The following is a 22986-nucleotide window of genomic DNA, read 5'->3' as shown; positions in this document are numbered from 1 at the left end:
TGTTGCTTTTTAAGGAAAAGTAACAAGTCCTTTGTTTCATAACTTTCACAAGACTATCTGCTGAATTTCTCTAAAATAATGGCGGGTAGGTCGTCAGGATCTGTTATGGAAAGCAAAGCCATGTCCACAAAAGTAGTAACTACAATGACTCAGGAACATATCGATCTTAGATGTCTCAAAGGTCGCACTGCATTTTTTATCATCCACGGAATCGGCGAGCAAAACCCTTTTGAAACTGTGGATTATTCTGCCCAAAATTTTATTAAATATTTTGAAGAGCAGAACCTACCAGTGCTAGTAGAACACTTAGTTGCTAAGCGAAGACGAGCCAATGGCTATATTTGGACAGAAAGTTTTGTTCGCTTCACCTCAAAAGACCCCGAACAAGACTGGTTAATTGATATTCATGAATATTACTGGGCAAATCAGACATCACACCAAATCGGTATGTCTGAGATTTTGCAGTGGACAGAGCAGACACTCAGTGGCACAATCAATTTTTATAACACGGAGGAAAATAAACCTTTATTAAATGAAATTTTGGAAAATCAGGATGTCAACAACGTCTTTAAATTTCGCCTACGTTGGCTGACAATATTCCTGCGTCTGTTCCATATTATCTACCCCGTTTTGCGGCTCTTACTTTGGCTCATTCTATTTTTATTGAGTCCATTTCTCAGTGGTCGTTTTCTGCAATCAGCTTGGACACTTAGTAAAACACTAGTGACTCCGCCATTGGTTAATTTAGTTGGTGATGTGGCTGTATACACCACAACCGATGTAAAATCTCCTTACGAAAGGATTAGAGAGCAGATACTCACAGAATCATTAACATTATTGAAAGCAATTGTTAGGGATAAAGAAGCCAATTACGACCAAGTCATAATAGCTGGGCATTCTCTCGGCAGCTGTATTGCTTACGACACCCTAAATCTTCTCTGTATTGAGGCAAGTCTCTCTAAAAACAAGGGTCAAAATCTATTCTTAGATAAGATTAAGGGGCTAGTTACCTTTGGTTCACCACTAGATAAAATTGCCTTTTTCTGTAAAGAAAAAGCACAGAAGCAACAGTACATTCGCTCCTCAATTTTAGAGCACCTCAATTCCTTCCGTGTAAAACCGCAAGTTGCTCGCCAAAATCTATACTTCACTAAAAGTCCCGTGGATTGCCAGCTCGATCATGTTCAGTGGGTCAATTACTATCATTTGCAAGACCCGATTAGCGGTCACTTGGATTACTACGAAAACGTAGATAATGTTCTTATGAAATACAATGCCGCTTGGGGAATCGAAGCGCATATGGGATTCTGGACAGATGCAAATTTTTATGAAGACATTGCCAAGCGGTTCCTGTATGCTGCAAGTAAGCATGGTGTCAATCAGGAGTTGGGGCAACATATTGAATTGCAGCAAGGGTTAATTGACGCTTGATATGCACTTCCTCTATATGTTTTGCAACCTCCAATACTCTATGTAAGTCATGTTTCAGCGTTGCTCTCCTCGGTTCACGATCGCGTGTCAGTATACATCTGGAGACAGGCTTTGTGTGAAGATAGAACAGAGGAGACTCGCTCGATTGGTAAACTACCCATTGGCACTAGACTTGTGTTATTACCAGCAAGCCATTTAGGAGGGAGCAGTCATGGGCAAGTACGACAAGATTTTTAGCTCAGGTAAGACATCAAAACAATCACTGAGTCCACAAGAAGCAGTAGCGGCGATCGCAGTTGTCACTGCTGGTGCTGATTCTTCATTAGAAGAAGTGGATGCAGAATTTTTAGCCGATACCCTGTGGGGACTCGAGGTTTTTGAAGAATACTCAGATGACGAGTTGTTAGAAACACTTGATAAAGTCATAGCCATTGCAGAGGAAGATGGACTTGGAGCGCTATATAACGCAGCAAACAATGCCTTGACAGAAGACTTATTGCTGGATGCTTATGCTGCGGGGGTGAGTGTACTTGTAGACGAAGATGAAGTGCGTATACCCAAAGGCAAAACGGCTTTGCTTAAAAAGCTCCAAGAAGCTTTGGGAATTGATGATGAAGAAGCTAAAGACATTGTAGACGAGGTGATCGCCGCCTTTGAAGAGGTAGAAGATGAATTTGCAGAAGACGAGGATGATACAGTACTTCAGGAAGCCTCAAGCCCAAATGTATATGACTCACCCTCCGGTAATTTTACAGTTCTCATTCCTGTGGACGTTCACCAAGGTGGTAGAGTTCAAACTCAAGAAGGGTTAGTCAACTTTTCTGATGACAATGGCACTTTGTTGAGAATCGATTATTCCCCTATCTCCTCTCAACAAGCAGAGGAAATAGATTCCGTGGGACAGGAAGAATATCTGCGTTCACTTCTCCTTAACAAGTATGTGCCTCAAACAATTGTTGCGAATTTGCCAGATGCTCAGATAAAACATACCGAATATCTGGAAGACGCATTAGAGGGGGCTTACTTTGTGTTAGTTGATATGCCCGAAGGTTCAAAAATTTCCAAAACAGGAAATAACGGTACTGCTACTAAATTGAATGCATACCGAGGGCTTGTGTCATTTATCTATGGCGACTTTTTGTATGTCGTCAGCCACCAGCGCAGCTTTTTTGATGGAGAAAAACCAGGTTCTATTGAAGAAGAAGCCGAGGGGATCAAGGATAATTTGTTAAATTTCGTTGATACCATTGACTTTACTTAGGGTTAACAAACTTTTACAAGTTTTTACTACAGGGGTAGAGGCGTGGCAGTTTATTATAAGACACTGCGCTGATTCTACCCCTGTTGTTTATTCAACCAAGCAATTAAATCTTCTACATTAGAAAAATGCAACAACGCTTCAGCTAAATCTTCTAATTGAGCAAGCGATACTTGGCGAATGCGTTCTTGTAACTCAGCTTCAACTGTACCAATTCGTTGATTGAGTTGGCGCATAATGACTGCCAATTCTCCTTCCAGTCTTCCTTGTAATACCATTTCACGTTAATCGCGATACATTGAAATTCTGTAAAGACGCTTTCATTCAGCGCGTCTCTACACTACCGATTTGTATCATCCTTTTCGTAAAATGGTATAACTGCCAACTGGTAACGATTTCCATAAGAACCTCCTGTTGAACTGGTTCAAACTTCGTTATCTCTGTTTTGAAAATCTCTTCCTCTTGAGCATTGAGCTTTAGGTAAGTGTCGATAAACCCAGAAATCATTTTTGTCCGTGCTGGATTAAGTCGCAAAGTAGCTAGCAGCCGCAAACATTCTGACTTGACTCTAGGGCGTTCTTCCGGAGCTATGTTCATTTTAGCCATAAGCGCACTGGCAACTGGATTCTCTTGCTTGAGGAAATTCCGCCAATTTAAACGATTTAGCTCAAGTACCGCGTAGTTAAGTTCTAAAACCACCTTGTCGGGAAACTCCACTCTATATATATTTGGTTGAGGCGTATGTGGAGTATCAAAGGAAAAAATGACAATTGGATACACAGGAAGCGCAAATTTTTTAAACACTCGAGCAAAATAGCGAAACATCCGTCGCCCAAAATCTGCTTGTGAATAAGCTTGGTTTTCTATATGAATCAGAAAAAATGACTCTTGCTCTCTGAATCCTGCCTTCACCAGTAAATCAGGTTCATATTGCTCACCCTTCGGGTTCGCAGTCGCCTAGGTCGGGAAACCGTTCGCAGTTCGGCGAAGGCTCACTCGAGCCGCTGAGCGCTCACGGACGTTCCGCGAAGACTTCGGCGTGAGCTCAGTCGAGCCGCGAAGCCCTCCTGCAGCGCTGACTCACCAGCAGTGACATCGGTAAAAATTTCCTTGTCCAATAATTACACCCATAGGTTTTTCTCTATATTCATGTCTTCAGTGTAGATTGTTGTAAATAGATACAGCTGCAGCACTTGCCATCACTGACAATATTGAAGAGAGAGTGCTGTACGAAGCTTGTGATCGGTTGCGTGTCCCTGCTATGTTTTACCATTTTGATTACATTCTCAATCACTAGCAAAATGTCGAACTCTCACAGAGATTCTATGCAATTAGAATTTATTCCGGTTGAAGATTTTTACTTTGCCCTAACTTTAGGGGTTCGGACTCTCGAAGATTTGCAAAAACCGGGTCTTGTCGAACAAGTGCGATCGCGACTTTTGGTCGAATGCGGTCAACCTTCTACCGTCGCTCCTGGTAAACAGAATACATTTAACTATGTCTTCCGTGTACAAGGTGTAGACAACAGCCCTGCATCTGGACTTGTCGTTTCTATTTCAGACTGGCAAGACAGGCTGCGCCTGAGTAGCGATTATGGTTGGACACTAGATCAAGAACGCAAGCCTATTCGCTCAGAAAAATATAGCCAGCGATCGCTTTTCACCCAACAGTTGCGATCGCACTTACAACAATGGTTACAACTTCCCTTTAGCTAGATAGCTCAGCCATTTTTGGCATAACAATTAAAAATTAAAAATCAAAAAAACTTGATTTTTAATTTTTAATCTTTCTTGCTTGCGCATTAGCTTGTGGTTTGTGCCGCAAGCATTTGCTTGAGTTTTTCCAACTCATTAGCCCAGCGAGGATCTGGACGAATCGTGTCATCGCTACCAGATGCGACTGGTGTATTTTCCCTAGCACCGCCACCACGACGAGACTTCTTGTTAGAAGAACTTTTTTCCCTACGATTGTTTTCTCTTACTGGAGTAGGAGTAGGGGTGCTACTTACAGGGTTCGGAGTAGGTTTACTAGGTAGTTCCTCGTTGTTTTCCTCTCCTTTTGTACGAGGTAATGCCTTCTCGAGTTTTATAGTAGAGTCTTTGAACACTTGACCATTGTATTTTTCAATAATTTGGTCTGCTTGTTCGTCATTATTTACTGTCAAAAAACCGAATCCACGACATTTGCCTGTTTTTCGGTCTTTAATCAGTTTAGTGGTAACTGCATCGCCTTCTTCTGCAAAAACTGCTTGCAGTTCTTGACGATCTATTTCTTCTTTAGGCAAATTGCCTATGTATAGGCGAACGGACATAACTACACCTCCATGAGTTGAGTGAAAACGACCGGGCAAAAAACACTAGCTTGGGTCTGGCTTTCAATAGATACCATTGACCAACGCTGCCACAAACCAATTTTTTTTTCCAAACTGTTAACCAATACAATACAGTTTTTTACCAGGATAAAGCTTGCATAATACAAAAGCGCACAACGCTAATAACACCTTTATTCTAAGAATTTTAAATTTTACAGCCTACTGCTTGCCACTGGAAACTTCTTCTGCACTTTTTTTCCGAACAATCAAACACTATTCCTTAGGTTATCACGCTATTTTACACCTAGCTAGTTCATCTTAGACATTTCCAGCGATCTCATAATCGCATAGTAACATAAAGTACACTTTTTCTTAAAGTTTGCTTTTTGGTAAACAAAAACCAGCCTGTGGCTGGCTGATTCACTGCTGTGTTGGGAAAAGGGGATATATTAGCGCAACCAGTCGCACAGATAATTAACTTTAGGTTTTCTTGTTATATCGGTTGCTACTGTTAATATTACTAAAAGTAACATTTTATTTCGATTTGTGCAACTTTTATTTACATACCGTTGACTAACCTCTTAAAAGGATGTACGCTCCCCAAGCTTCTGCCGCAACAGCCAAGACTGTAGACCAAATGGGATGAGGACTGTAGATAGTTGTACCGCTTTGAGTTTGCAAAGTTTGGATATCAATCCAAGGCGTTGCTCCTCGCCGTAACCAACCTGTGACTGTAATCTGGCGACCAATCAAGTCCTGAAGATTGACCTGTTGCCCTATCCACCAAATGTGGTGTAATTTCACCAAAGCCGTGTTGGATTGCAGGATGAAATCTTGGCTCGAGCAATTACTTACACCTCGACGACCTAATAACTTACCGACGAAGCGCACGGCTATGCTGTCAGATGGAAGAACGGCTGGGTTGGATAAGAGGTTAGGCAATCGGTCATCAGTTTGGGCAGTGGTAAGTTTAATATCAGGAAAAAAAGAATTGATCCGGAATAATGTACCAATACTAAATCCAATCAGTACGCAACCTGTCACAAAAGACCAATCATCGTATATCCACTTTAAGTTCAAAAACTTAAGTGCGTATGCCGTTTGCCAAATGAGCCAAATTAGAACGGCAAACACAGCACCTATGGGAATTCCTAAAAAGGGAGCGATTTGAAATAAAAAAGATTGAGGCTTCACTCTCAAAGGCTGTTGGCTTTCCAAATTCAATTGTGTTTCTAAATGCCAACGGCGGGCTATTGATACCAAACGTTGCAAGCGATCGCCGAACAAAGGATGAGTATTGTTAATTACAAACCACCAGCGATAAGGGTTAAGATAGTCCCACATGAAAAACGATTCAAACGTCGTGTGAGGAGCAATACTACCCAAACAAATACTTTGCTGGTGGCTCACAGGCGCTAGTATATTTAAGCTTTCTAACTGCCAACTGGTATGTTCTTGTTTTTGGATATCATCAGCAATACCAATCGCAATTTTGAGTAAGGCACGGACAAGACCATTAGGATTACCAGTGATTTCAACAGCAAAGCGATCGCTATAGTAAAGCCGTAACTGTGACAACCATATGCTTGTTCCAGTCAGCAAACACCAAACTCCATAGGTCAGGCTTGCCATAATACCCATAATAGGACGCCAAATTCGCGCTGTTGTTGTGTCTCCCCATTGAGAAAAATACTGATATGCTTTATATATTGGGATTGTTACGAGTAGCACCAAAGACATCACGACAAAATCCCAATGGACAATATGCCCTAACTGGCTCGCATAAATTGTGGCTATCTCATCATCTGCCAGTTGCTCTAACAGCCCCTGACTCACCACAATTCGGGCTGTGCGCGGTAAATTCCCATAAGTCAGCGCCAAAGGTGCTGCCAAAGGTAAAACACCAAGTTTTGGTAACTCCCAGCCTCTCTGCTGACAACAGCCTTGCAGCACCCGAACAGCTTCTTTACTGTATCTATTTAAGGTATCTCTCTCCAATTTTCTATGACCGTAAAAATTTATAAGTATTCGGTCTAGTAACCAGGGAGAAAAGCCTATCAAAATGAGCAGTAGCAATAGTAAGAATAAAGTAGGATTAGCCGAGAAAAGCTGTATTTGCTGCAAATATGGTAGTTTACTAAGGATATCGTTGATAAATCGCATTACCAACACGAGCAATTCCCGCATCACCCAAAATAAAGCGATGAATGTTCCTGCTATCAGCAGCCGAAAGGGTATTAAGTTGAGCTTTTGCAGGGGTTGCCAAGACTGTGCTCTTCTTGCTTGTCGCCAATGAATTGTCAGTGGTTTAGCTTTTTCGCGACTGACTGGAGGAGGGGATGAGGAGGATGTTGCTCCCTCATCTCCCCAGTTCCTTTTGTCCGGTTCAATCGGGACAGAACGTGTGACATCAGTTATTGATGTTTCACTACTTTGTTGAGGGAGTGTCAATTGCTCTAAAGTGCCATTTGCCCACTGTTGTACTTGGGGATTTTGACTTTGAGTGAGAGTTTCGCATAAGGCGATCGCCTTTGGGATATTACCGCTTTTTGCATAAGCTACGACTAACCCTATCTGCGCTTGCAAAACTGTGTTGCTGTTGTCAGTTGCAGCTACTGCTTCTAGAGTCGCGATCGCGCTTTGGAAATCACCCTGCTTAATTGCGGATAATCCTGCCTCCAAAGATGGTTCAGGATGTGAAGGCATAAAAATTTTCTCACTCCGGTCTTTTTTAAAATACCCATCTATGAGCTTTTTCAAGCACTTCGCTCTTAAATAGTGAGTAGTTGTACAGACGCGCTATGGCGAGCCAGCGCTGCAGGAGGAGCCAGCACTGCAGGCGGGTTTCCCGCCGTAGGTGACTGGCGTTGGTCTCCCGACCTAGGCGACTGGCGTCGCGTCTGTACATTAGTTGGTAGGAATTACTAACCACTAACAACTAACTATTTGAATCATTTATCGGTTGTTGTCCAGAAACGACTGGGGCAATAGCGCTCAATTTCAATTCTGGATGGTCTTCCTGCAATTGATGACAATTCCATTCATTGCGGAATAGCAACACTGGGCGTCCCATGCTGTCTTTCACTGTTGTGCTATTGAATAAGCGTCCTATCTTGTTCAACACTTCCCATCCGCCCTCAACCCAACGGGCGACAGAGTAAGGCAACAATTCGAGCAGAGTTTCGACTCCATATTCGTTTTGCAACCGGAACTGTACCACTTCAAATTGCAACTGTCCGACTGCTGCCAAAATTGGATCGCGTTTCGCTTCATCCACTGAGTACATTATTTGCACGGCTCCTTCTTCTCGCAATTCGGAAACGCCTTTTTGGAATTGTTTGAATTTAGAAGGGTTGGGGTTCCGGAGAACTGCAAATAACTCGGGCGAGAAATAAGGAATTCCCTCATATTCCAGTTTTTGCCCAGTATAAATAGTATCGCCTATAGCAAAAACACCAGGATTGTTCAAACCGATGACATCACCTGCATAAGCGACATCTATTGATTCGCGTTCTTGAGCAAATAATTTTTGTGGGCGGGACAGGCGAATAGTTTTGCCTGTGCGGGCGTGATTCACTGTCATATCTTTTTCAAACCTACCCGTACAGACGCGCACAAAAGCGACGCGATCGCGGTGCTTCGGGTCCATGTTTGCTTGAAGTTTAAAGACAAATCCAGAAAAATCGGGGTTGGTAGGGGGAATTTCACCAACAGTGCTGTTGTGGGAACCAGGTCTGAGGGCGTAGTTAAGGAAGTATTTTAGGAATAACTCTACCCCGAAGTTGGTCATCGCACTACCAAAGAAAACGGGTGTCATTTTGCCTTGATGAACCAATTCCAAATCTAATTCTGGTCCCACCCCTTCTAGGAGTTCTATATCGTTTTTCAGTTGGTAGTAGAGGTCTTGTTCTAAAAGTTCTTCTATTCTCGCATCGCCTAAATCAACTACTGTATCCACAGCTTCGCGGCTACCGTGGGCGCTTCTTTCAAACAGGTGAATTTGTTGTTCTTGGCGGTCATAAATCCCTTTGAAGCGATCGCCCATACCAATGGGCCAATTCACAGCATAGGTTTGCAACCCTAATTCTTGCTCAATCTCGTCCAACAGTTCCAAAGGTTCCCTTCCGGGACGGTCAAGTTTGTTCACAAATGTGAAGATGGGTATACCGCGCATCTTACACACTTCAAACAACTTCCGCGTCTGCGGTTCCAAACCTTTTGCCGCATCAATCAGCATCACGGCATTATCTGCTGCTGCCAGGGTACGATAAGTATCTTCGCTAAAATCCTGGTGTCCAGGCGTATCTAACAAATTTATCTGACAGTCCTGATATTCAAACTGCAACACTGTAGAGGTAATCGAAATACCTCGTTGTTGTTCCATTGCCATCCAGTCAGAGGTGGCTTTGCGCTGCGCCCGTCTTGCCTTCACTGCGCCAGCTTCATGAATTGCTCCTCCGTACAGCAGAAGCTTTTCTGTTAGTGTCGTTTTCCCCGCGTCTGGGTGAGAAATAATCGCAAAGTTGCGACGATGATCAACTGCTTGATGCAATTCCGACTGTATTTCAGTAGACATACTGTGATTTGCTTGCTTGTAACTTAACTTAACTTTTTCCAACTTTAGCGAGTCTTTTAATCTTAAGATAACAATGCTCGTGATAGGGTCGTTGTATAATTACCACGCTAAACTAAGGGAGAAAAAAAAGAATGTACGATTCAGACAAACGGAAGATTCTATCAGCACTGAGTCATGGCGCAATTTTCTTAAGCGCTACCTTAGTGTCTGTAGGTCTACCCATAGCCATACTGTTTCTGTCTGAAGACCCAGTTGTTAAGGAAAATGCTAAAGAGTCAATCAACTTCCACTTTAATGTATGGCTTTATGGAGCGATTGTAACAGGATTAACTTGGATAACCTTCGGTTTGCTGTTACCACTAGCAGGTTTATGGTTTCTAGTCCACTGGGGACTGACAATTTGGGCAATTTTCTCTGTTGTTACCGATCCAGATAAACCCTTCCGCTATCCCTTCATTTTCCGGGTTTTTTAGTCATCAGTCATGCTTCATTAGCCTTTAGTCATTCATCAAAAAACTATCGGTTGATGAATTATTCATTCTGGACTAATTGCGCGCACATCACCATTAATTTTTAATGACGTCCAGATGTACAATTTGACGGAACTTTTAATATTTTTGCTCGGCAATATACCTGTAAAATACAAAATTACCCCACAGCGTCATAAGCATTAGGGGAGAAGAACCACTTGCGTGTTCGTTTGCCCCGAGTCTCGCAAGTGGCGTGATAGTTAAGCGCTTTTTGTAGTCTGTCTAACTACATAGCGTTTTTACTGTGCGTTTGTGACGCTTTGTTTTGTGTCCATCGTTTATTAAATTTACAAAAATTTATGTTTCCGATTCATCGCCCCCGCCGTTTGCGTACCCATCCACAACTGCGCCGAATGGTACGCGAAACTGTTTTAACCACAAATGATTTAATTTACCCTCTATTTGCCGTACCAGGTGAGGGAATTGCCAACGAAGTCAGATCTATGCCTGGTGTCTTCCAACTTTCAATAGACAAAATAGTGGAAGAGGCAAAAGAGGTCTACGACCTGGGAATTCCTGCCATTATTTTATTTGGCATTCCTGCAGATAAAGATGTGGATGCGACTGGCGCATGGCATGATTGCGGTATTGTTCAAAAAGCAGCAACCGCTGTCAAACAAGCAGTACCTGATTTAATTGTGATTGCTGATACTTGTTTGTGCGAGTACACCAGTCATGGACACTGCGGTTATTTGCAAGTCGGTGACTTAACCGGACGGGTTTTGAATGACCCAACTCTAGAATTACTTGGCAAAACAGCGGTTTCCCAAGCAAAAGCCGGGGCAGATATCATTGCGCCTTCCGGAATGATGGATGGATTTGTGCAAGCCATCCGCAGCGCTTTGGATGAGGCTGGATTCCAAGATACCCCGATTTTGTCTTATGCTGCGAAATATGCTTCGGCTTACTACGGTCCATTCCGGGATGCAGCAGACTCAACCCCACAGTTTGGCGATCGCCGAACATACCAAATGGACCCTGGTAACGCCAAGGAAGCCCTCAAAGAAATTGCACTGGATATCACCGAAGGTGCTGATATGCTGATGGTGAAGCCAGCTTTGGCATACATGGATATTATCTGGCGCGTTAAGGAAGCGACTAACTTGCCTGTTGCTGCTTATAACGTTTCTGGTGAGTATTCTATGATTAAAGCCGCAGCTTTGAATGGGTGGATTGACGAACAACGTGTGGTAATGGAAACTCTCATCGGCTTTAAACGCGCCGGTGCAGACTTGATTTTAACCTACCATGCTAAAGATGCGGCGCGTTGGTTGCGCTAGACGCTGATTGCCTCAAGTGCCAAATCATTAAGTTTGGTAACTTTGTTGATAATCTCACACCAAGCTGCAAGGGCGCAGAGCCAATCTAGGTGTCTTTGTGTCTGGGTATGAGATTATCCTCTACTTAAGAGATAAATTTGATCGCCGAGACTTTTTGGGTGACAGATAAAAATACACTATAAAACAGAGGCAGCTTCCCAAACGCTTGAAAAAGACTAACTATGGGGGGTGAGGGCTATCGCCCGTTTGCCAGATACGTAAGCAATAGATTATAAAATAATATAGTTAAGAAATAATCCTCAGTTGGCTTTTTTACGTCAATTGATTTAATAAATAAGTACTATAGTTTTAGAAAGGGAGCATTGGGTATGGATATGCAAGTCCTGAGAGAGCGTGCGGGACTTAGCCGTGCAGAGGTTGCCTTCAGGCTTGCAATTAGTGAAACTAGTGTTCGCAACTGGGAAGCTGGGCGTACAGAGCCTACCATGACACCTAAAAAATATTTAGATGCATTGCGGCTGTTTAAATGTACACCAGAAGAACTGGCTGCTGCAAGCGAAAAATCAATAAATCAACGACATAAGCGTAAACCAGGAAGACCTAGAAGATTTCCGGAAAATCAGGTCAATCAACCTCCTCAAATGAATCAGGTGACTCAAGTCAGCGATTCGCCAAGTTTGCACTTGAGAGAGGCTGGATACTAAATTCAATTCATAGCCTGTTGCTAGCCCCAGTTTTTCAGTTTCAAAGGACGAGTGAGATAACTTGAGCCAAAAATTGCGAGTGATGTGAGTTCAATCTGAGTTGAAACAGTGGAGGAAGAGGGGAAACTCCGGAGTGAAACACTATTGTGAAGGCGGCTGATCCTTAGTATACGACTCAGGTTTTGGACCAGCATTACGCACATTGACAACTTTATTAAGGATATCAAACCAAAAAGGCGCACCCATCGCAATAGCTAAACCACTTACAACCCAACCGCATAATATAGCTATAACCTTCCAAATTTTGCGCAAGACAGCGTTAGCAGTATTGCCTTGACTAGTATTCAATGGTTCAAGATCAAGCTGTTGATTGATGTTTTGCCATCCAATGGGTACAGAAGCATCCCTTAAATCCTGCTGAGCTTGCCTAATGACATTTATATCATTAGGATAAGATTCGGCTTGCTGAATTGCTCTTTGAGTAATTACAGAGCGAATAGCCGAATCCCGTGATAGTCTGTTGAGGAGGAAAAATGTATCAGTATTGGTTAATATAGCAATTGCTATCCCAATTAAGATAGCAACTCCTTTAGCATTGCGCTTATAAACACCACTTGACCTATCCATTGAGCGGTCAAACCACGTTTCAACCTCTTTTTTAAACTGATTCGCTTGTTCTTTGAGGTCATCAATTTTTATCCTAGTCCTGTCAGCAATCACAGTAAGACTATTAATTAACTTATCAGGTACGTGTTCAGGTAAACTATTAACAAGATTTTTAAATTTTTGGTTTTGCTCAATATCTCCATATATTGCTTCGATTCTTTGGTAGCTTTCACTATTTTTGTCATTAATACCTGTTTTCAATTCTTTATAAGTGGATAGTATCATGCGCAAGTTATTTTGAGTACTAGGATTTTTCACATACTCAATTAAGTGGGGAATTTTTAAAGTTTCTAATAAAGTGATTGCAAATGTTTCGGAAGGAATATAGGAAGGAGCACTTTGTTTTTCTTTTGATACTTTTGAGTGAATGGTTTTAGTAACGTCTCGGAATCCCTTTTCTATTCCATCCTTTGCTTGTTGATTTAAAGTATTAATTATGGGGTCTCCATAAAGTTCCTTTACCAACTCCACTGCCTTTTCGATTTCTTCTGATCCAGTTTGGCTACCACCTGCCATGAGCAATTCAATTGATTGTTTTAAATGTTTAGCTCTCCATTGTAGAACGGTAGATATTAATTCCTGAATTTCAGAAGCGATCAAGCTCAAAGTTAAGTAAATAAAAACTAAGCCAAGAGCAATATCGAAAACAACAGGTAGATTCATTGACATACTCCCATTATCTTTTAAAGGTTAATCGGGTAACAGGTAAATTCTTTGGTATTGTATAAGACATTTATTCAAGTCAGAAAATTGCTTAATTAAAGTTTAAAAGTTACAATAGGCAAATAGAATTTTGGAAAAAATCTGAAAATTTCCCACAACGAAATATGTCATTTCAACGTGTTCTAGCTTATCACTGAGAACATTCCCGACTGAAAAGAATTTCTCATCAAGAAAGTTAATACACGCGTTGTGGTTCCACAATAAGGTCTGCCTTGTACAAACCACGTGATATGTGTCACTGATTCATAAATTAGGTCAATTCCCCGTAGGAAAGGGCGAGAAACTACCAAATCCCGTAATAATAGTGTCTGTGTTGTCCTCTGAACTTTTTACGGTTTATGACTATAGATGCAACTCGTGCAATTGCTCACCGTCTTGGAGAGCAGATGCGCGATAAGATTCAAGAACAATAATCGATAATATTGGTCAAATGGCAGAAACACTGTTCTTCAACGCTTTGCGGGAAGCCATTGATGAAGAAATGGCGCGTGACGCAACTGTCTTCGTTCTTGGTGAAGACGTAGGACATTATGGCGGTTCCTACAAAGTGACTAAAGACTTATACAAAAAATATGGCGATCTCCGACTTCTAGACACTCCTATTGCTGAAAACAGCTTTACAGGTTTAGCTGTTGGGGCAGCAATGACCGGGTTGCGACCAATCGTTGAAGGCATGAACATGGGTTTCTTGCTTCTTGCCTTTAACCAAATAGCTAACAACGCGGGTATGCTGCGCTATACTTCCGGGGGTAACTTTAAAATTCCAATGGTGATTCGCGGTCCTGGAGGTGTGGGAAGACAGCTTGGCGCAGAACACTCCCAGCGCCTAGAAGCATACTTCCAAGCCGTACCAGGGTTGAAAATTGTCGCCTGCTCTACTCCTTACAACGCCAAAGGATTGCTAAAATCGGCTATCCGCAATGATAACCCGGTGTTGTTTTTTGAACATGTTCTGCTTTACAACTTGAAAGAAGACTTACCAGAAGAAGAATACCTACTGCCTTTGGATAAAGCAGAAGTTGTACGGCGGGGAAAAGATGTCACAATATTGACATATTCGCGGATGAGGCATCATGTGATGCAAGCAGTAAAAACATTGGAAAAGCAAGGTTATGACCCAGAAGTCATTGACTTGATATCACTCAAGCCATTAGATTTTGATACAATTGGTGCATCAGTAAGAAAAACACATCAAGTGATTATCGTCGAAGAGGGCATGAGAACAGGAGGCATTGGAGCAGAATTAATTGCCTCTATCAATGAACGCTTGTTTGATGAATTGGATGCACCTGTACTCCGGCTTTCTTCCCAAGATATTCCCACGCCCTACAACGGTAATATGGAGAGATTGACGATTGTTCAACCAGAGCAAATTGTTGAAGCTGTGGAAAAAATGGTAGCTTTGCGCGTCTAGGACTGCAAAGTAGAATTTGGGTAGTCGTTAGTAGTTATTCGTAAAGAATAACTAGCAACGCTCCAAATGTACAGACGCTTCAAACAGTGCCTTTCTACTAACAAATGTAGAGACGCGCCATGGCGCGTCTCTACAACTCTTCCAAAGAGCGCTATCATAGCCTTTGTCGCAGCGAGTAAGGGTATGCAAAGACAGCGATCGCTATTAGCTTTGATTTTAATCTTGGTAATCGCCGCCATTACGGTGATTGCCACAATTCCTATACCTCTAGGGTTAGACTTACGGGGAGGTTCACAGCTTACCATTCAGGTAAAAACCACACCAGAAATTCAACAAATTACCGAACGAGAATTGGATGCTGTTAAAAGCGTCGTTGAAGGTCGGATCAATGGTTTGGGCGTTTCTGAACCAGTCATCCAAACGGTAGGTACTGACAAAATTTTAGTACAACTGCCCGGAGTTAATGACCCAGAGCAAGCAGAACGAGTGCTGGGAGGTACGGCAGAATTAGAGTTTCGCAAGCAAAAGCCAAATACAGAAACTCAAGTGTTTGCTCTTCAAGCATCCAGAGCAGAACTGAAGGCAAAGCAGGAACAATTGAGGAAGAGCAACGATAAAGCTGCTATAGAGAAAAATCAACAAGAACTGCAAAACAATACTAAAGCAATTGCCGAATTATTTGAAAGCACAAACCCAGCACTCACAGGTAAATACCTCAAGGACGCTTACGGCGAACCAACGCAAGGAAGTGACTGGCATGTTGCTATTCGCTTTAATGAAAAGGGCGGTGAAGTGTTTGCTGAACTCACGAAACAACTCGCCGGTACCGGACGCAGCATAGGTATTTTTCTGGACAACGAACTCATTAGTGCTCCCACCGTAGGACCAGAATTAGCTAGCACGGGTATTACTGGTGGTTCTGCTGTGATTACAGGTCGATTTACTGCACAACAAGCCAACGACTTAGGCGTGCAACTACGCGGTGGCGCGTTACCCGTACCAGTAGAAATTGGAGAAATCCGGACTGTTGGGGCGACATTGGGTAAAGATAGTATACAAAGCAGCATCTATGCTGGCATCGGTGGTTTGACTTTAGTATTGATATTTATGGTGGTGTACTATCGATTACCGGGACTGATTGCGGATATAGCTCTTGTGATTTACTCTCTCCTAACTTGGGCAAGCTTTGCTTTGTTAGGCGTTACCCTAACACTACCAGGTATTGCTGGTTTTATCCTCAGTATTGGTATGGCGGTTGATGCTAACGTGCTGATTTTTGAGCGTACACGGGAAGAATTACGAGCAGGCAAATCTCTGTATCGTTCTGTAGAATCCGGTTTTTACCGAGCATTTTCTAGTATTTTAGATAGCAACGTCACAACATGGATTGCCTGTGCGGCGCTGTTCTGGCTCGGATCTGGGTTGGTGAAAGGCTTTGCTCTCACCTTAGCTTTGGGTGTGGCTGTCAGTATGTTTTCAGCAATCACCTGTAGTCGCACACTTATGTTTTTCGCAATTTCATTCCCTTCGCTGCGCAAAACCGAACTTTTCTGTCCGAACCTGCCAGTGACGAATAAGGCAGAGGTGGCTCGATGAGACTCAGTATCAACAAATCAAGAGGACTTTGGTGGATTGTTTCCTCCGCGATTATCCTTGCCGGTATCATCTCAATGGTGATTTCTTGGCAACAACTTGGTGCTCCCCTGCGTCCCGGTTTGGATTTTATCGGTGGTACGCGCCTGCAGTTTGAACGAGATTGTACCAAACCAGGTAACTGCGACAAAGCGATTGATGTTAACGTCGTCCGGGAAGTAGCCAGAGCACAAGGGCTGGGTGATAGCAGTATCCAAATTATTGCCGATAAGGAGACAAGGAAAGAAAACGGTGTATTAATTCGGACTAAAACTTTAACTCCCGAACAGCGTACCCAATTGCAAAACGCCATCAGTGAGAAAATAGGCGCTTTTGACCCTCAGAAAAACCAAATTGACACGGTGGGTCCTAGCGTCGGGCAAGATCTATTTAGGTCTGGTATCCTCGCTCTGATAGTTTCCTTCATTGGCATTGTTGTCTACATGGCTTTTCGCTTCCAGTTAGACTATGCCGTTTTTGCGATCGTCGCTCTATTCCACGATATATTCATCACGGTCGGGATTTTTTCGATTTTGGGTTTGACACTAGGGACAGAAGTAGATAGCCTTTTCATCGTCGCTCTGCTGACGATTACAGGTTTTTCGGTTAACGATACTGTGGTCATTTATGACCGCATTCGCGAAACTATCAAAACTAATCCTGAACGCCGCTTTGCCGATATTGTAGATGATGCGGTAAACCAAACCCTAACACGGTCAATAAACACAACCTTAACCGTGTTACTGACATTACTTGCGCTCTTCCTATTTGGAGGAGAAACACTGAAAAATTTTGCTTTAGCATTGATTATTGGCTTTGCAGCTGGGGCTTATTCCAGTATTTTTATAGCTAGTACACTCCTTGCCTGGTGGCGAGAGCGCAAAGGCGACTCAGTACTACCCAATCGCGCCGAATCAATAGATGCTTCAGTTGATAGTTAGTTATGAGTGATGAGTTAGGAGTTAGGAGTTAAGAATAAGAAATAGTTCATTTTTTCCCCAATACTCGCGCTCGTCGCAAAGCGTCCCGTGAGGGATACGCTCTTTATCTCATTGCCCCTTCTCTCCCCTCCATCTCCTACCCACTTATGGCTCAACCAGAACAACCATCATCAAATAGCTGGTATCTTGACGAAAGCGATCCGTCTTTTGCTAAACAAGTACAAAAGCTGCACCAGCTACAAGTATATAGCAGGTGGTTGTTTGTCGGTTTTTTGTGGCTCACTGTTGTGCCTGTTTGTGTGTGGGATTTACGTTCTGAAATTGCACTGTGGCGACAATACTTTACCTGGGTAGCTGTGCGATACGGGCTATACTATCATCCCTTGGCTACTCTTGGTCTATATTTTTGTCTCGGTATCACCCTTGCTGTTCTGATTTGGCAAAGTCGCAATGCCCTACTAGGACTACCACAGCAGGAAAAGCAACGCCTAGAACAACAGGTTTGTCGGATACGCCAGCAAGGACCAAGTCATCCTTTATGGAGATGGGTTTGCAGTTAAATTAAAGTATTAATTTTTTTAAAGTTTATCATTGATACAAATCAACCGCTATCTTACTAAATCCGATAAAGGATAGCGGATATACTCGTGCAATTCGGTAAAATCCATGAATGATAGTCATACTCAGATTCGATTTAGCGATCGCAAGTCTGAAATCGATCTTTATCAGATCCAGCAGCTATTAAACGTTTCTGCTTTTTGGGCAAAAGGTCGCAGCATCGAAGATTTGGGCATAGCCATTGCCAACAGTGACCCTGTGATTACCGTTTGGGATGGAGAACGGCTGATTGGCTTTGCTAGAGCAACTTCCGATGGCATCTACCGCGCTACTATTTGGGATGTTGCCATCGATCCAGAGTTTCGTGGTGTTGGACTGGGAAGCAAGTTGGTAGAAACCGTTTTGAGCCATCCCCGTATGAACCGCGTTGAGCGTGTCTACTTAATGACTACTCACAAGCAGCGGTTCTACGAAAGGATTGGTTTCCAAGCTAATTCCACCAGCACAATGGTGCTATATAATCAACCTAACTTTAGTTCTCTTCCAGCGGAAATTCAGCTTCAGGAATCACTCGGGGGATAGATATTTGTAGCCTCCTCACATCGTCGGCTTGTCCCTCAGTGGTGGGAAAGGGAACGATTTCCAACTTTCCCGCCATGACTTCCAAAAGAGTTTGATTGAGTAATAGCTTCATTCCAGGCATGAAAATGTCTTTTTTCCCATCAGCTTCAGGCATATTTTCTTGTAATGTGATAAAATCTATCGGCTCACTTTGGGGAGCCGCATCAATTGGCACATCTAACCAAATGTGAACACAATCACTTGTTTGGGAAACTTTGGCAGAAATACAGATACTGCCTTCCTCCATCAGACCAATGCAACTTTCCACCAAATTTACTAAGACTTGTCGTAACCAAAAAGGGTCTGCAAAAATATAAATTTCTGGGTCTGGTGGTATCACGAGTAAGGGAAAATTGCGGTTTTCCGCCAACATATAAGTTAAGTTGTGAACTTCCTGCAACAGTTCCGCTAGTTTTAAAGGCTGAATATTTAATTTGCTCGTACCATGTTCGATTCTGGCAACGCTAAGAATTTCATCAATCAGTTTTAGCAGCTTCAGCGCTCGCTCGTGAGCTTGAGCGATAAATTCTCGTTCTTCTTCTGGATTTTCACATAAGTTAGACAAAATTAACTGATGCAAGCCAATCAAACCATTCAGGGGCGATCGCAATACGTGAGTCGTCCGCGCCAAAAACCCTGCCTTGAACTGGCTGATTTCCCTTGCCATAAAATACGCTAGCTGCGTTTGCTTGATCTGTTGCAGGAGTGCCGATGTAGCCTCTTGTTCATTCACTGATGAGACTGTGGATGAGTTAGAAGACGCCTCCCGCCGCGCAAATAACCCACTCACACTCACCCCTAATGCTAGTCCTACTCCTAAATATACCCAGTGACTCCAATTCATAATCTGGCAAAAATCACGTTTTTAATAAACCATAGAGGCAGAAAACAAAGTTCCGGAGTTCCCATTTCACTCCTTTTTAACAGAGTCCTGCAATCCTGAATTTCTAGCTACAGATAAAAATTCTTCTATTTCTGACCCAGTTTTAAGGTTGAAGAGAAAACTTTGGAATTGTTTACACACAGCACTTAGCCGGAACACTGCAATGTTCCTGACTCTTAGTACTCTTGATGATTCAGGAGCATCCATCTGACAAACCAAGCCTACTTAAGCAGGTTTAGTCTGGTGAACTCAGATTTGCCTGCCTCCAGATGCACCCTTTTATATGTTGATAAGCTCTTGCACATTTTCTTTGCACATTTGATTAAGGGATAAAAAGTATAGGTTTAGATAAATTCACTACATCCTACACCCTTATCAGAACCAAAAATACGCAATCTAAATGTGTTTTAGCTTAACAGTAAAGCGGTAAGCCTAACAAGCTTCTACTGAAGCTAAAGGATGTAGGACAAAACGGGAACTTTCATTCCCATCTAATGTCCATAATATGTATAAACAAACGTTGTTAAGTTGGGTTAGATGCCGTGCAGCGTTACCGAAGTATTGCTCAAAGTAGGGCAAAGATGGACAAGCGCCTCATCCACCTTAAAAATAATGCCATTCAAGTAAACAACTCAAGTAGACAACAGACCTGTTTCGGCAAAGAGCATAGTTGCCCTAGGCAGTCGCCCCATACAGAAAATACTCTTTTATCTACTGAATCCAAGGCTTAAAGCTCTACCTTTATAGCACCTTGCCGTAAAATTTGCCAATTCTTTCCAGTCCATTTAACAACAGTGGAAGGGACACCAATTCCTCGTATCTCGTCTTTAAGTTCCGTCGCCGCCAGAGTCAAAACATCGGGAAACTGTGCCGAAATTTCTAACATTGTTTGTAAGGGGGGCTGACCTGATAAATTAGCACTGGTGGTTGCCAGAGGACCTGTTTGTGTCAAAATTGTCTGAGCAATCCTACAATCAGGCACTCGAATCCCTATTGTCATGCAGTCAGTCGGCTGACCCTTTTGGGTGTCTAAATCTCCATCAGGAATAGAAATCATCGCTTTTGGTACACTTGCTGAAGCAGGCAACACCAAAGTCAGCGCTCCTGGCCAATATTTCTTAGCAATTTTGTGCCAAATCTTATACTCATTGTCATCACCCGTGACAAAAGACCAAATTTCTTCAGCACTGGCTGCCATTAATATTAAAGGTTTATCGCGACTCCGCTGCTTTGCTGCATAAATTAAGCCTGCTTGTTCTGGTAAAGCTGCCAGTGCGGGAACAGTATCTGTGGGAAAACTTATTAATTGACCAGCACGTACACCAGCCACAAGGGCGTCTAGGGAAACTTGCATGAAGAGAACTCAGAATTCAGAACTCAGAACTCAGAATACCTAATTATCAGTGGAAAAAGGAAGAAAATTTTCCTATATTAACGGGCACTGGGGACTGAGGACTGGGGACTGGGGACTGGGGACTGGACAATACTCACACCTTACCCTAATCGCTAATCCCTAATCGCTAATCCCTAATCGCTAATCCCTAATCCAAACGCTATATTACGTACTTTTTTTATACGTCAGGGCAAAGCGCTCAATACCAGCTAAATCTTTGTGAATCTGAATGTTGCAATAACTACCTTGATTTTCCAACATTTCTTGCACGGTATCTGCTTGTCCTGCCATCATTTCAATGAGCCACACCCCACCGGGTCGTAAATAGGTGGGGGAAACTTCTACCAAATGGCGGATGCAATCCAAACCATCAGCACCCCCGTCTAAAGCGAGATGTGGTTCATGGTTAACGACTTCAAGTTGTAGGGTAGGTATGATGTTGGTGGGGATATAAGGCGGGTTAGACACCATGCCACTAAACTGACCCTTGAGCGATTCCAGAGGTTGCCACCAAAAACCTTGATAAAATCGAATGCGCTCCCCAAAACCTAAATTTTGGGCGTTTGCCATTGCAACCAGAAGCGCCTGGTGACTGTAATCAACAGCGTGAATGATTGCTTTCGTGAAAACATCTGCCAGCCCAATCGCGATCGCGCCACTACCAGTTCCCAAGTCAGCCCAGTGTCCTTGTTTTAAAGACGGATCTGTCCCACTTTCAGTAGCCGCGACAGCTAAATCTATCAAAGACTCTGTTTCTGGTCTAGGAATCAAAACCGCGTTGGACACAGCAATTTTATAGTTTCGCCAAGGAGTCGCTCCAGCAACATATTGTACTGGCAAGTGTTCATTTAATCGCCGCTGCCAGAGTTTGTCTAAATCTTCTAAAGATAACTCTAAAGCAAGCTGATTTCGGTCTTTAAATGATTCCAAACGCAATGCCAATCGGTCTAACCCAGCAACTTCTTGTAGTAACCAATCTACTTCAGCAGGTGAAATTCCAGTGGCGATCGCAGATTGAATTGCCGCGTTCCGCCACTGCCAAAGTTGCAAACCAGTTACTGACGATTCCTTATCCTTCATGCCTCTATCTTAAGGCATAATTTTATTATTTTTTAGGAGCAGGTGCGGAAGGTTTGGCAGAGGGGGTTTGATTCGGAGCAGAGCCACCAGGCTTTGCATTATTTTGCTTGCTAATAACATACTGCATACTTTCGGTAGATGGCACTATAGATACTTGGCTGAGCCACGGATCATTTTTATCCCGCATAGTTTTAATAACTCCGTCTATGTCCACAACCTGAATCTCAGCCTTGGGAACTTGTTGCTTGACTTGGTTCAACAAACCTTGAGCGTCTTTTTGACTTAAAAACAGAGGAATAACTTCCTTGTTGTCAGTTTTCCGTTTCACGGATACATACCCCTTGTCTGGCGACCTAACGATGAAAACAGGCACACTGGGGAACTGCTTAACTTCTTTACCACTTTGGCGCAGCAATGTCACCGCCCCGTCTAGATCCTGCTTTCCAGGGTTAAAAGCAAACACGAGGTTGTCTGGTTTCTTAGCATTTTCTCGAAGTCTTTGATAAATCATCCCCAAGGGTACAGGTGTCACTTGCAGGCTTTTTAACATTTCTGCCATTTTCGGGTCTTTGCCTTGGACATTCTGCAGTTGGGTGATAAAAGCCTGAGCGTCCTGTCCACTCATGAAAACATCTGTCACTGTGGCTTGCTTCTTTTGCGCGTTTTGTCCGTTTTGTCCATTTTGCCCATTGACAGTACGAGTTAGAGGTACACCTTGGTTGTTAGTAATCAAAAACACTGGTACCGGGTCTAATTTTTCTTTAATTTGTTGTTCTGTCAATGCGAGTACTGGAGCATTCCCGCTAAAAACCGTTGCCAGCAGAGTACTCCCAACTAAACTCAATGTTGTGCCCCAGCGAACTAATGAATTCATGATTTCTCCTCGCATCAATACATCTAAAATCAAGTCTGACAAATAGTTGGATTTGCACAGCACCAACTAGTCTTAGTTATAGTACCTTCTTTACCAATTGAGTGTGCTGTT

Annotated in this window: 21 protein-coding genes; 11 read left to right on the top strand and 10 right to left on the bottom strand. The window is 42.9% G+C overall.

Going from position 1 to position 22986, the window contains the following annotated elements; all coding sequences use genetic code 11:
- Positions 1-144: 144 nt before the first annotated feature.
- Both V5G28_RS31010 and V5G28_RS31005 read left to right on the top strand, forming a co-directional pair.
- Positions 145-1431: a hypothetical protein gene (locus V5G28_RS31010; RefSeq protein WP_332987217.1), complete on the top strand. Its 1287-nt coding sequence runs from the start codon at positions 145-147 to the stop codon at positions 1429-1431.
- Between the two features lie 211 nt (positions 1432-1642).
- Positions 1643-2692, top strand: a complete 1050-nt coding sequence (locus V5G28_RS31005; protein WP_332987216.1) for a hypothetical protein — start codon at positions 1643-1645, stop codon at positions 2690-2692.
- A 74-nt stretch (positions 2693-2766) separates the two neighbouring features.
- Here the strand turns inward: V5G28_RS31005 and V5G28_RS36935 are convergent, their stop codons facing one another.
- Together V5G28_RS36935 and V5G28_RS31000 are read right to left on the bottom strand one after the other, a co-directional pair.
- Entirely contained in the window at positions 2767-2967 is a 201-nt protein-coding gene (locus V5G28_RS36935) for a DUF4351 domain-containing protein (protein WP_442994307.1), read from the bottom strand.
- A gap of 46 nt (positions 2968-3013) precedes the next feature.
- Positions 3014-3601: a hypothetical protein gene (locus V5G28_RS31000; protein ID WP_442994306.1), complete on the bottom strand. Its 588-nt coding sequence runs from the start codon at positions 3599-3601 to the stop codon at positions 3014-3016.
- Between the two features lie 413 nt (positions 3602-4014).
- Between V5G28_RS31000 and V5G28_RS30995 the strand changes: the two genes are divergently transcribed.
- Entirely contained in the window at positions 4015-4404 is a 390-nt protein-coding gene (locus V5G28_RS30995) for a hypothetical protein (protein WP_096566040.1), read from the top strand.
- A gap of 86 nt (positions 4405-4490) precedes the next feature.
- Here V5G28_RS30995 and V5G28_RS30990 read toward each other — a convergent pair whose 3' ends face one another.
- The 3 genes from V5G28_RS30990 to V5G28_RS30980 form a co-directional block, all read right to left on the bottom strand.
- Complete coding sequence (locus V5G28_RS30990; protein WP_332987215.1) at positions 4491-5000, bottom strand: RNA recognition motif domain-containing protein; 510 nt, start codon at positions 4998-5000, stop codon at positions 4491-4493.
- A 573-nt stretch (positions 5001-5573) separates the two neighbouring features.
- Positions 5574-7706: a zinc metalloprotease HtpX gene (locus V5G28_RS30985; RefSeq protein ID WP_332987214.1), complete on the bottom strand. Its 2133-nt coding sequence runs from the start codon at positions 7704-7706 to the stop codon at positions 5574-5576.
- Positions 7707-7938: 232 nt separating this feature from the next.
- Positions 7939-9576 (bottom strand): peptide chain release factor 3, encoded by a 1638-nt coding sequence (locus tag V5G28_RS30980; protein WP_332987212.1) that lies wholly within the window; start codon positions 9574-9576, stop codon positions 7939-7941.
- 131 nt (positions 9577-9707) lie between these two features.
- Here V5G28_RS30980 and V5G28_RS30975 point away from each other — a divergent pair, with 131 nt between their 5' ends.
- The 3 genes from V5G28_RS30975 to V5G28_RS30965 all read left to right on the top strand — a co-directional run bounded on the left by V5G28_RS30975 (position 9708) and on the right by V5G28_RS30965 (position 12090).
- A complete protein-coding gene (locus V5G28_RS30975; protein ID WP_332987211.1) occupies positions 9708-10049 on the top strand; it encodes a DUF4870 domain-containing protein in 342 nt (113 codons plus the stop codon).
- A 356-nt stretch (positions 10050-10405) separates the two neighbouring features.
- A complete protein-coding gene (gene hemB / locus V5G28_RS30970; protein WP_332987210.1) occupies positions 10406-11386 on the top strand; it encodes a porphobilinogen synthase in 981 nt (326 codons plus the stop codon).
- Positions 11387-11754: 368 nt separating this feature from the next.
- Positions 11755-12090 carry a helix-turn-helix domain-containing protein gene (locus tag V5G28_RS30965; protein WP_073633821.1) on the top strand — a complete coding sequence of 112 codons (336 nt, stop codon included), beginning with the start codon at positions 11755-11757 and terminating at the stop codon, positions 12088-12090.
- A gap of 141 nt (positions 12091-12231) precedes the next feature.
- Here V5G28_RS30965 and V5G28_RS30960 read toward each other — a convergent pair whose 3' ends face one another.
- Positions 12232-13419 (bottom strand): hypothetical protein, encoded by a 1188-nt coding sequence (locus V5G28_RS30960; protein ID WP_332987209.1) that lies wholly within the window; start codon positions 13417-13419, stop codon positions 12232-12234.
- Positions 13420-13909: 490 nt separating this feature from the next.
- Here V5G28_RS30960 and V5G28_RS30955 point away from each other — a divergent pair, with 490 nt between their 5' ends.
- The 5 genes from V5G28_RS30955 to V5G28_RS30935 all read left to right on the top strand — a co-directional run bounded on the left by V5G28_RS30955 (position 13910) and on the right by V5G28_RS30935 (position 18606).
- Complete coding sequence (locus V5G28_RS30955; RefSeq protein ID WP_332987208.1) at positions 13910-14893, top strand: alpha-ketoacid dehydrogenase subunit beta; 984 nt, start codon at positions 13910-13912, stop codon at positions 14891-14893.
- A 183-nt stretch (positions 14894-15076) separates the two neighbouring features.
- Complete coding sequence (gene secD / locus V5G28_RS30950; RefSeq protein ID WP_332987207.1) at positions 15077-16489, top strand: protein translocase subunit SecD; 1413 nt, start codon at positions 15077-15079, stop codon at positions 16487-16489.
- Complete coding sequence (gene secF, locus V5G28_RS30945; RefSeq protein WP_332987206.1) at positions 16486-17466, top strand: protein translocase subunit SecF; 981 nt, start codon at positions 16486-16488, stop codon at positions 17464-17466. Before secD ends, secF begins: the two co-directional genes overlap by 4 nt.
- A 146-nt stretch (positions 17467-17612) precedes the next feature.
- Complete coding sequence (locus V5G28_RS30940) at positions 17613-18026, top strand: hypothetical protein (RefSeq protein WP_332987205.1); 414 nt, start codon at positions 17613-17615, stop codon at positions 18024-18026.
- 106 nt (positions 18027-18132) lie between these two features.
- A complete protein-coding gene (locus V5G28_RS30935) occupies positions 18133-18606 on the top strand; it encodes a GNAT family N-acetyltransferase (RefSeq protein ID WP_332987204.1) in 474 nt (157 codons plus the stop codon).
- Here V5G28_RS30935 and V5G28_RS30930 read toward each other — a convergent pair.
- From V5G28_RS30930 to V5G28_RS30915, 4 genes are all read right to left on the bottom strand, one after another.
- On the bottom strand, positions 18557-19489 hold the full coding sequence (locus V5G28_RS30930; protein ID WP_332987203.1) for a sensor histidine kinase: 933 nt from the start codon (positions 19487-19489) through the stop codon (positions 18557-18559). The genes V5G28_RS30935 and V5G28_RS30930 overlap by 50 nt on opposite strands.
- 766 nt (positions 19490-20255) lie before the next feature.
- Positions 20256-20882 (bottom strand): L-threonylcarbamoyladenylate synthase, encoded by a 627-nt coding sequence (locus V5G28_RS30925; protein ID WP_332987202.1) that lies wholly within the window; start codon positions 20880-20882, stop codon positions 20256-20258.
- 204 nt (positions 20883-21086) lie between these two features.
- Positions 21087-22001 (bottom strand): peptide chain release factor N(5)-glutamine methyltransferase, encoded by a 915-nt coding sequence (gene prmC, locus V5G28_RS30920; protein ID WP_332987201.1) that lies wholly within the window; start codon positions 21999-22001, stop codon positions 21087-21089.
- Between the two features lie 25 nt (positions 22002-22026).
- Positions 22027-22875 carry a Tic22 family protein gene (locus V5G28_RS30915; RefSeq protein ID WP_332987200.1) on the bottom strand — a complete coding sequence of 283 codons (849 nt, stop codon included), beginning with the start codon at positions 22873-22875 and terminating at the stop codon, positions 22027-22029.
- Positions 22876-22986 lie beyond the last annotated feature (111 nt).

The sequence above is a fragment of the Scytonema sp. PRP1 genome, from assembly GCF_036697665.2.
Classification (GTDB): Bacteria; Cyanobacteriota; Cyanobacteriia; order Cyanobacteriales; family Nostocaceae; genus Kalymmatonema; species Kalymmatonema gypsitolerans.
Note: the sequence above shows the minus strand (reverse complement) of the source record. Positions and strands in the feature narration are given on the sequence as shown.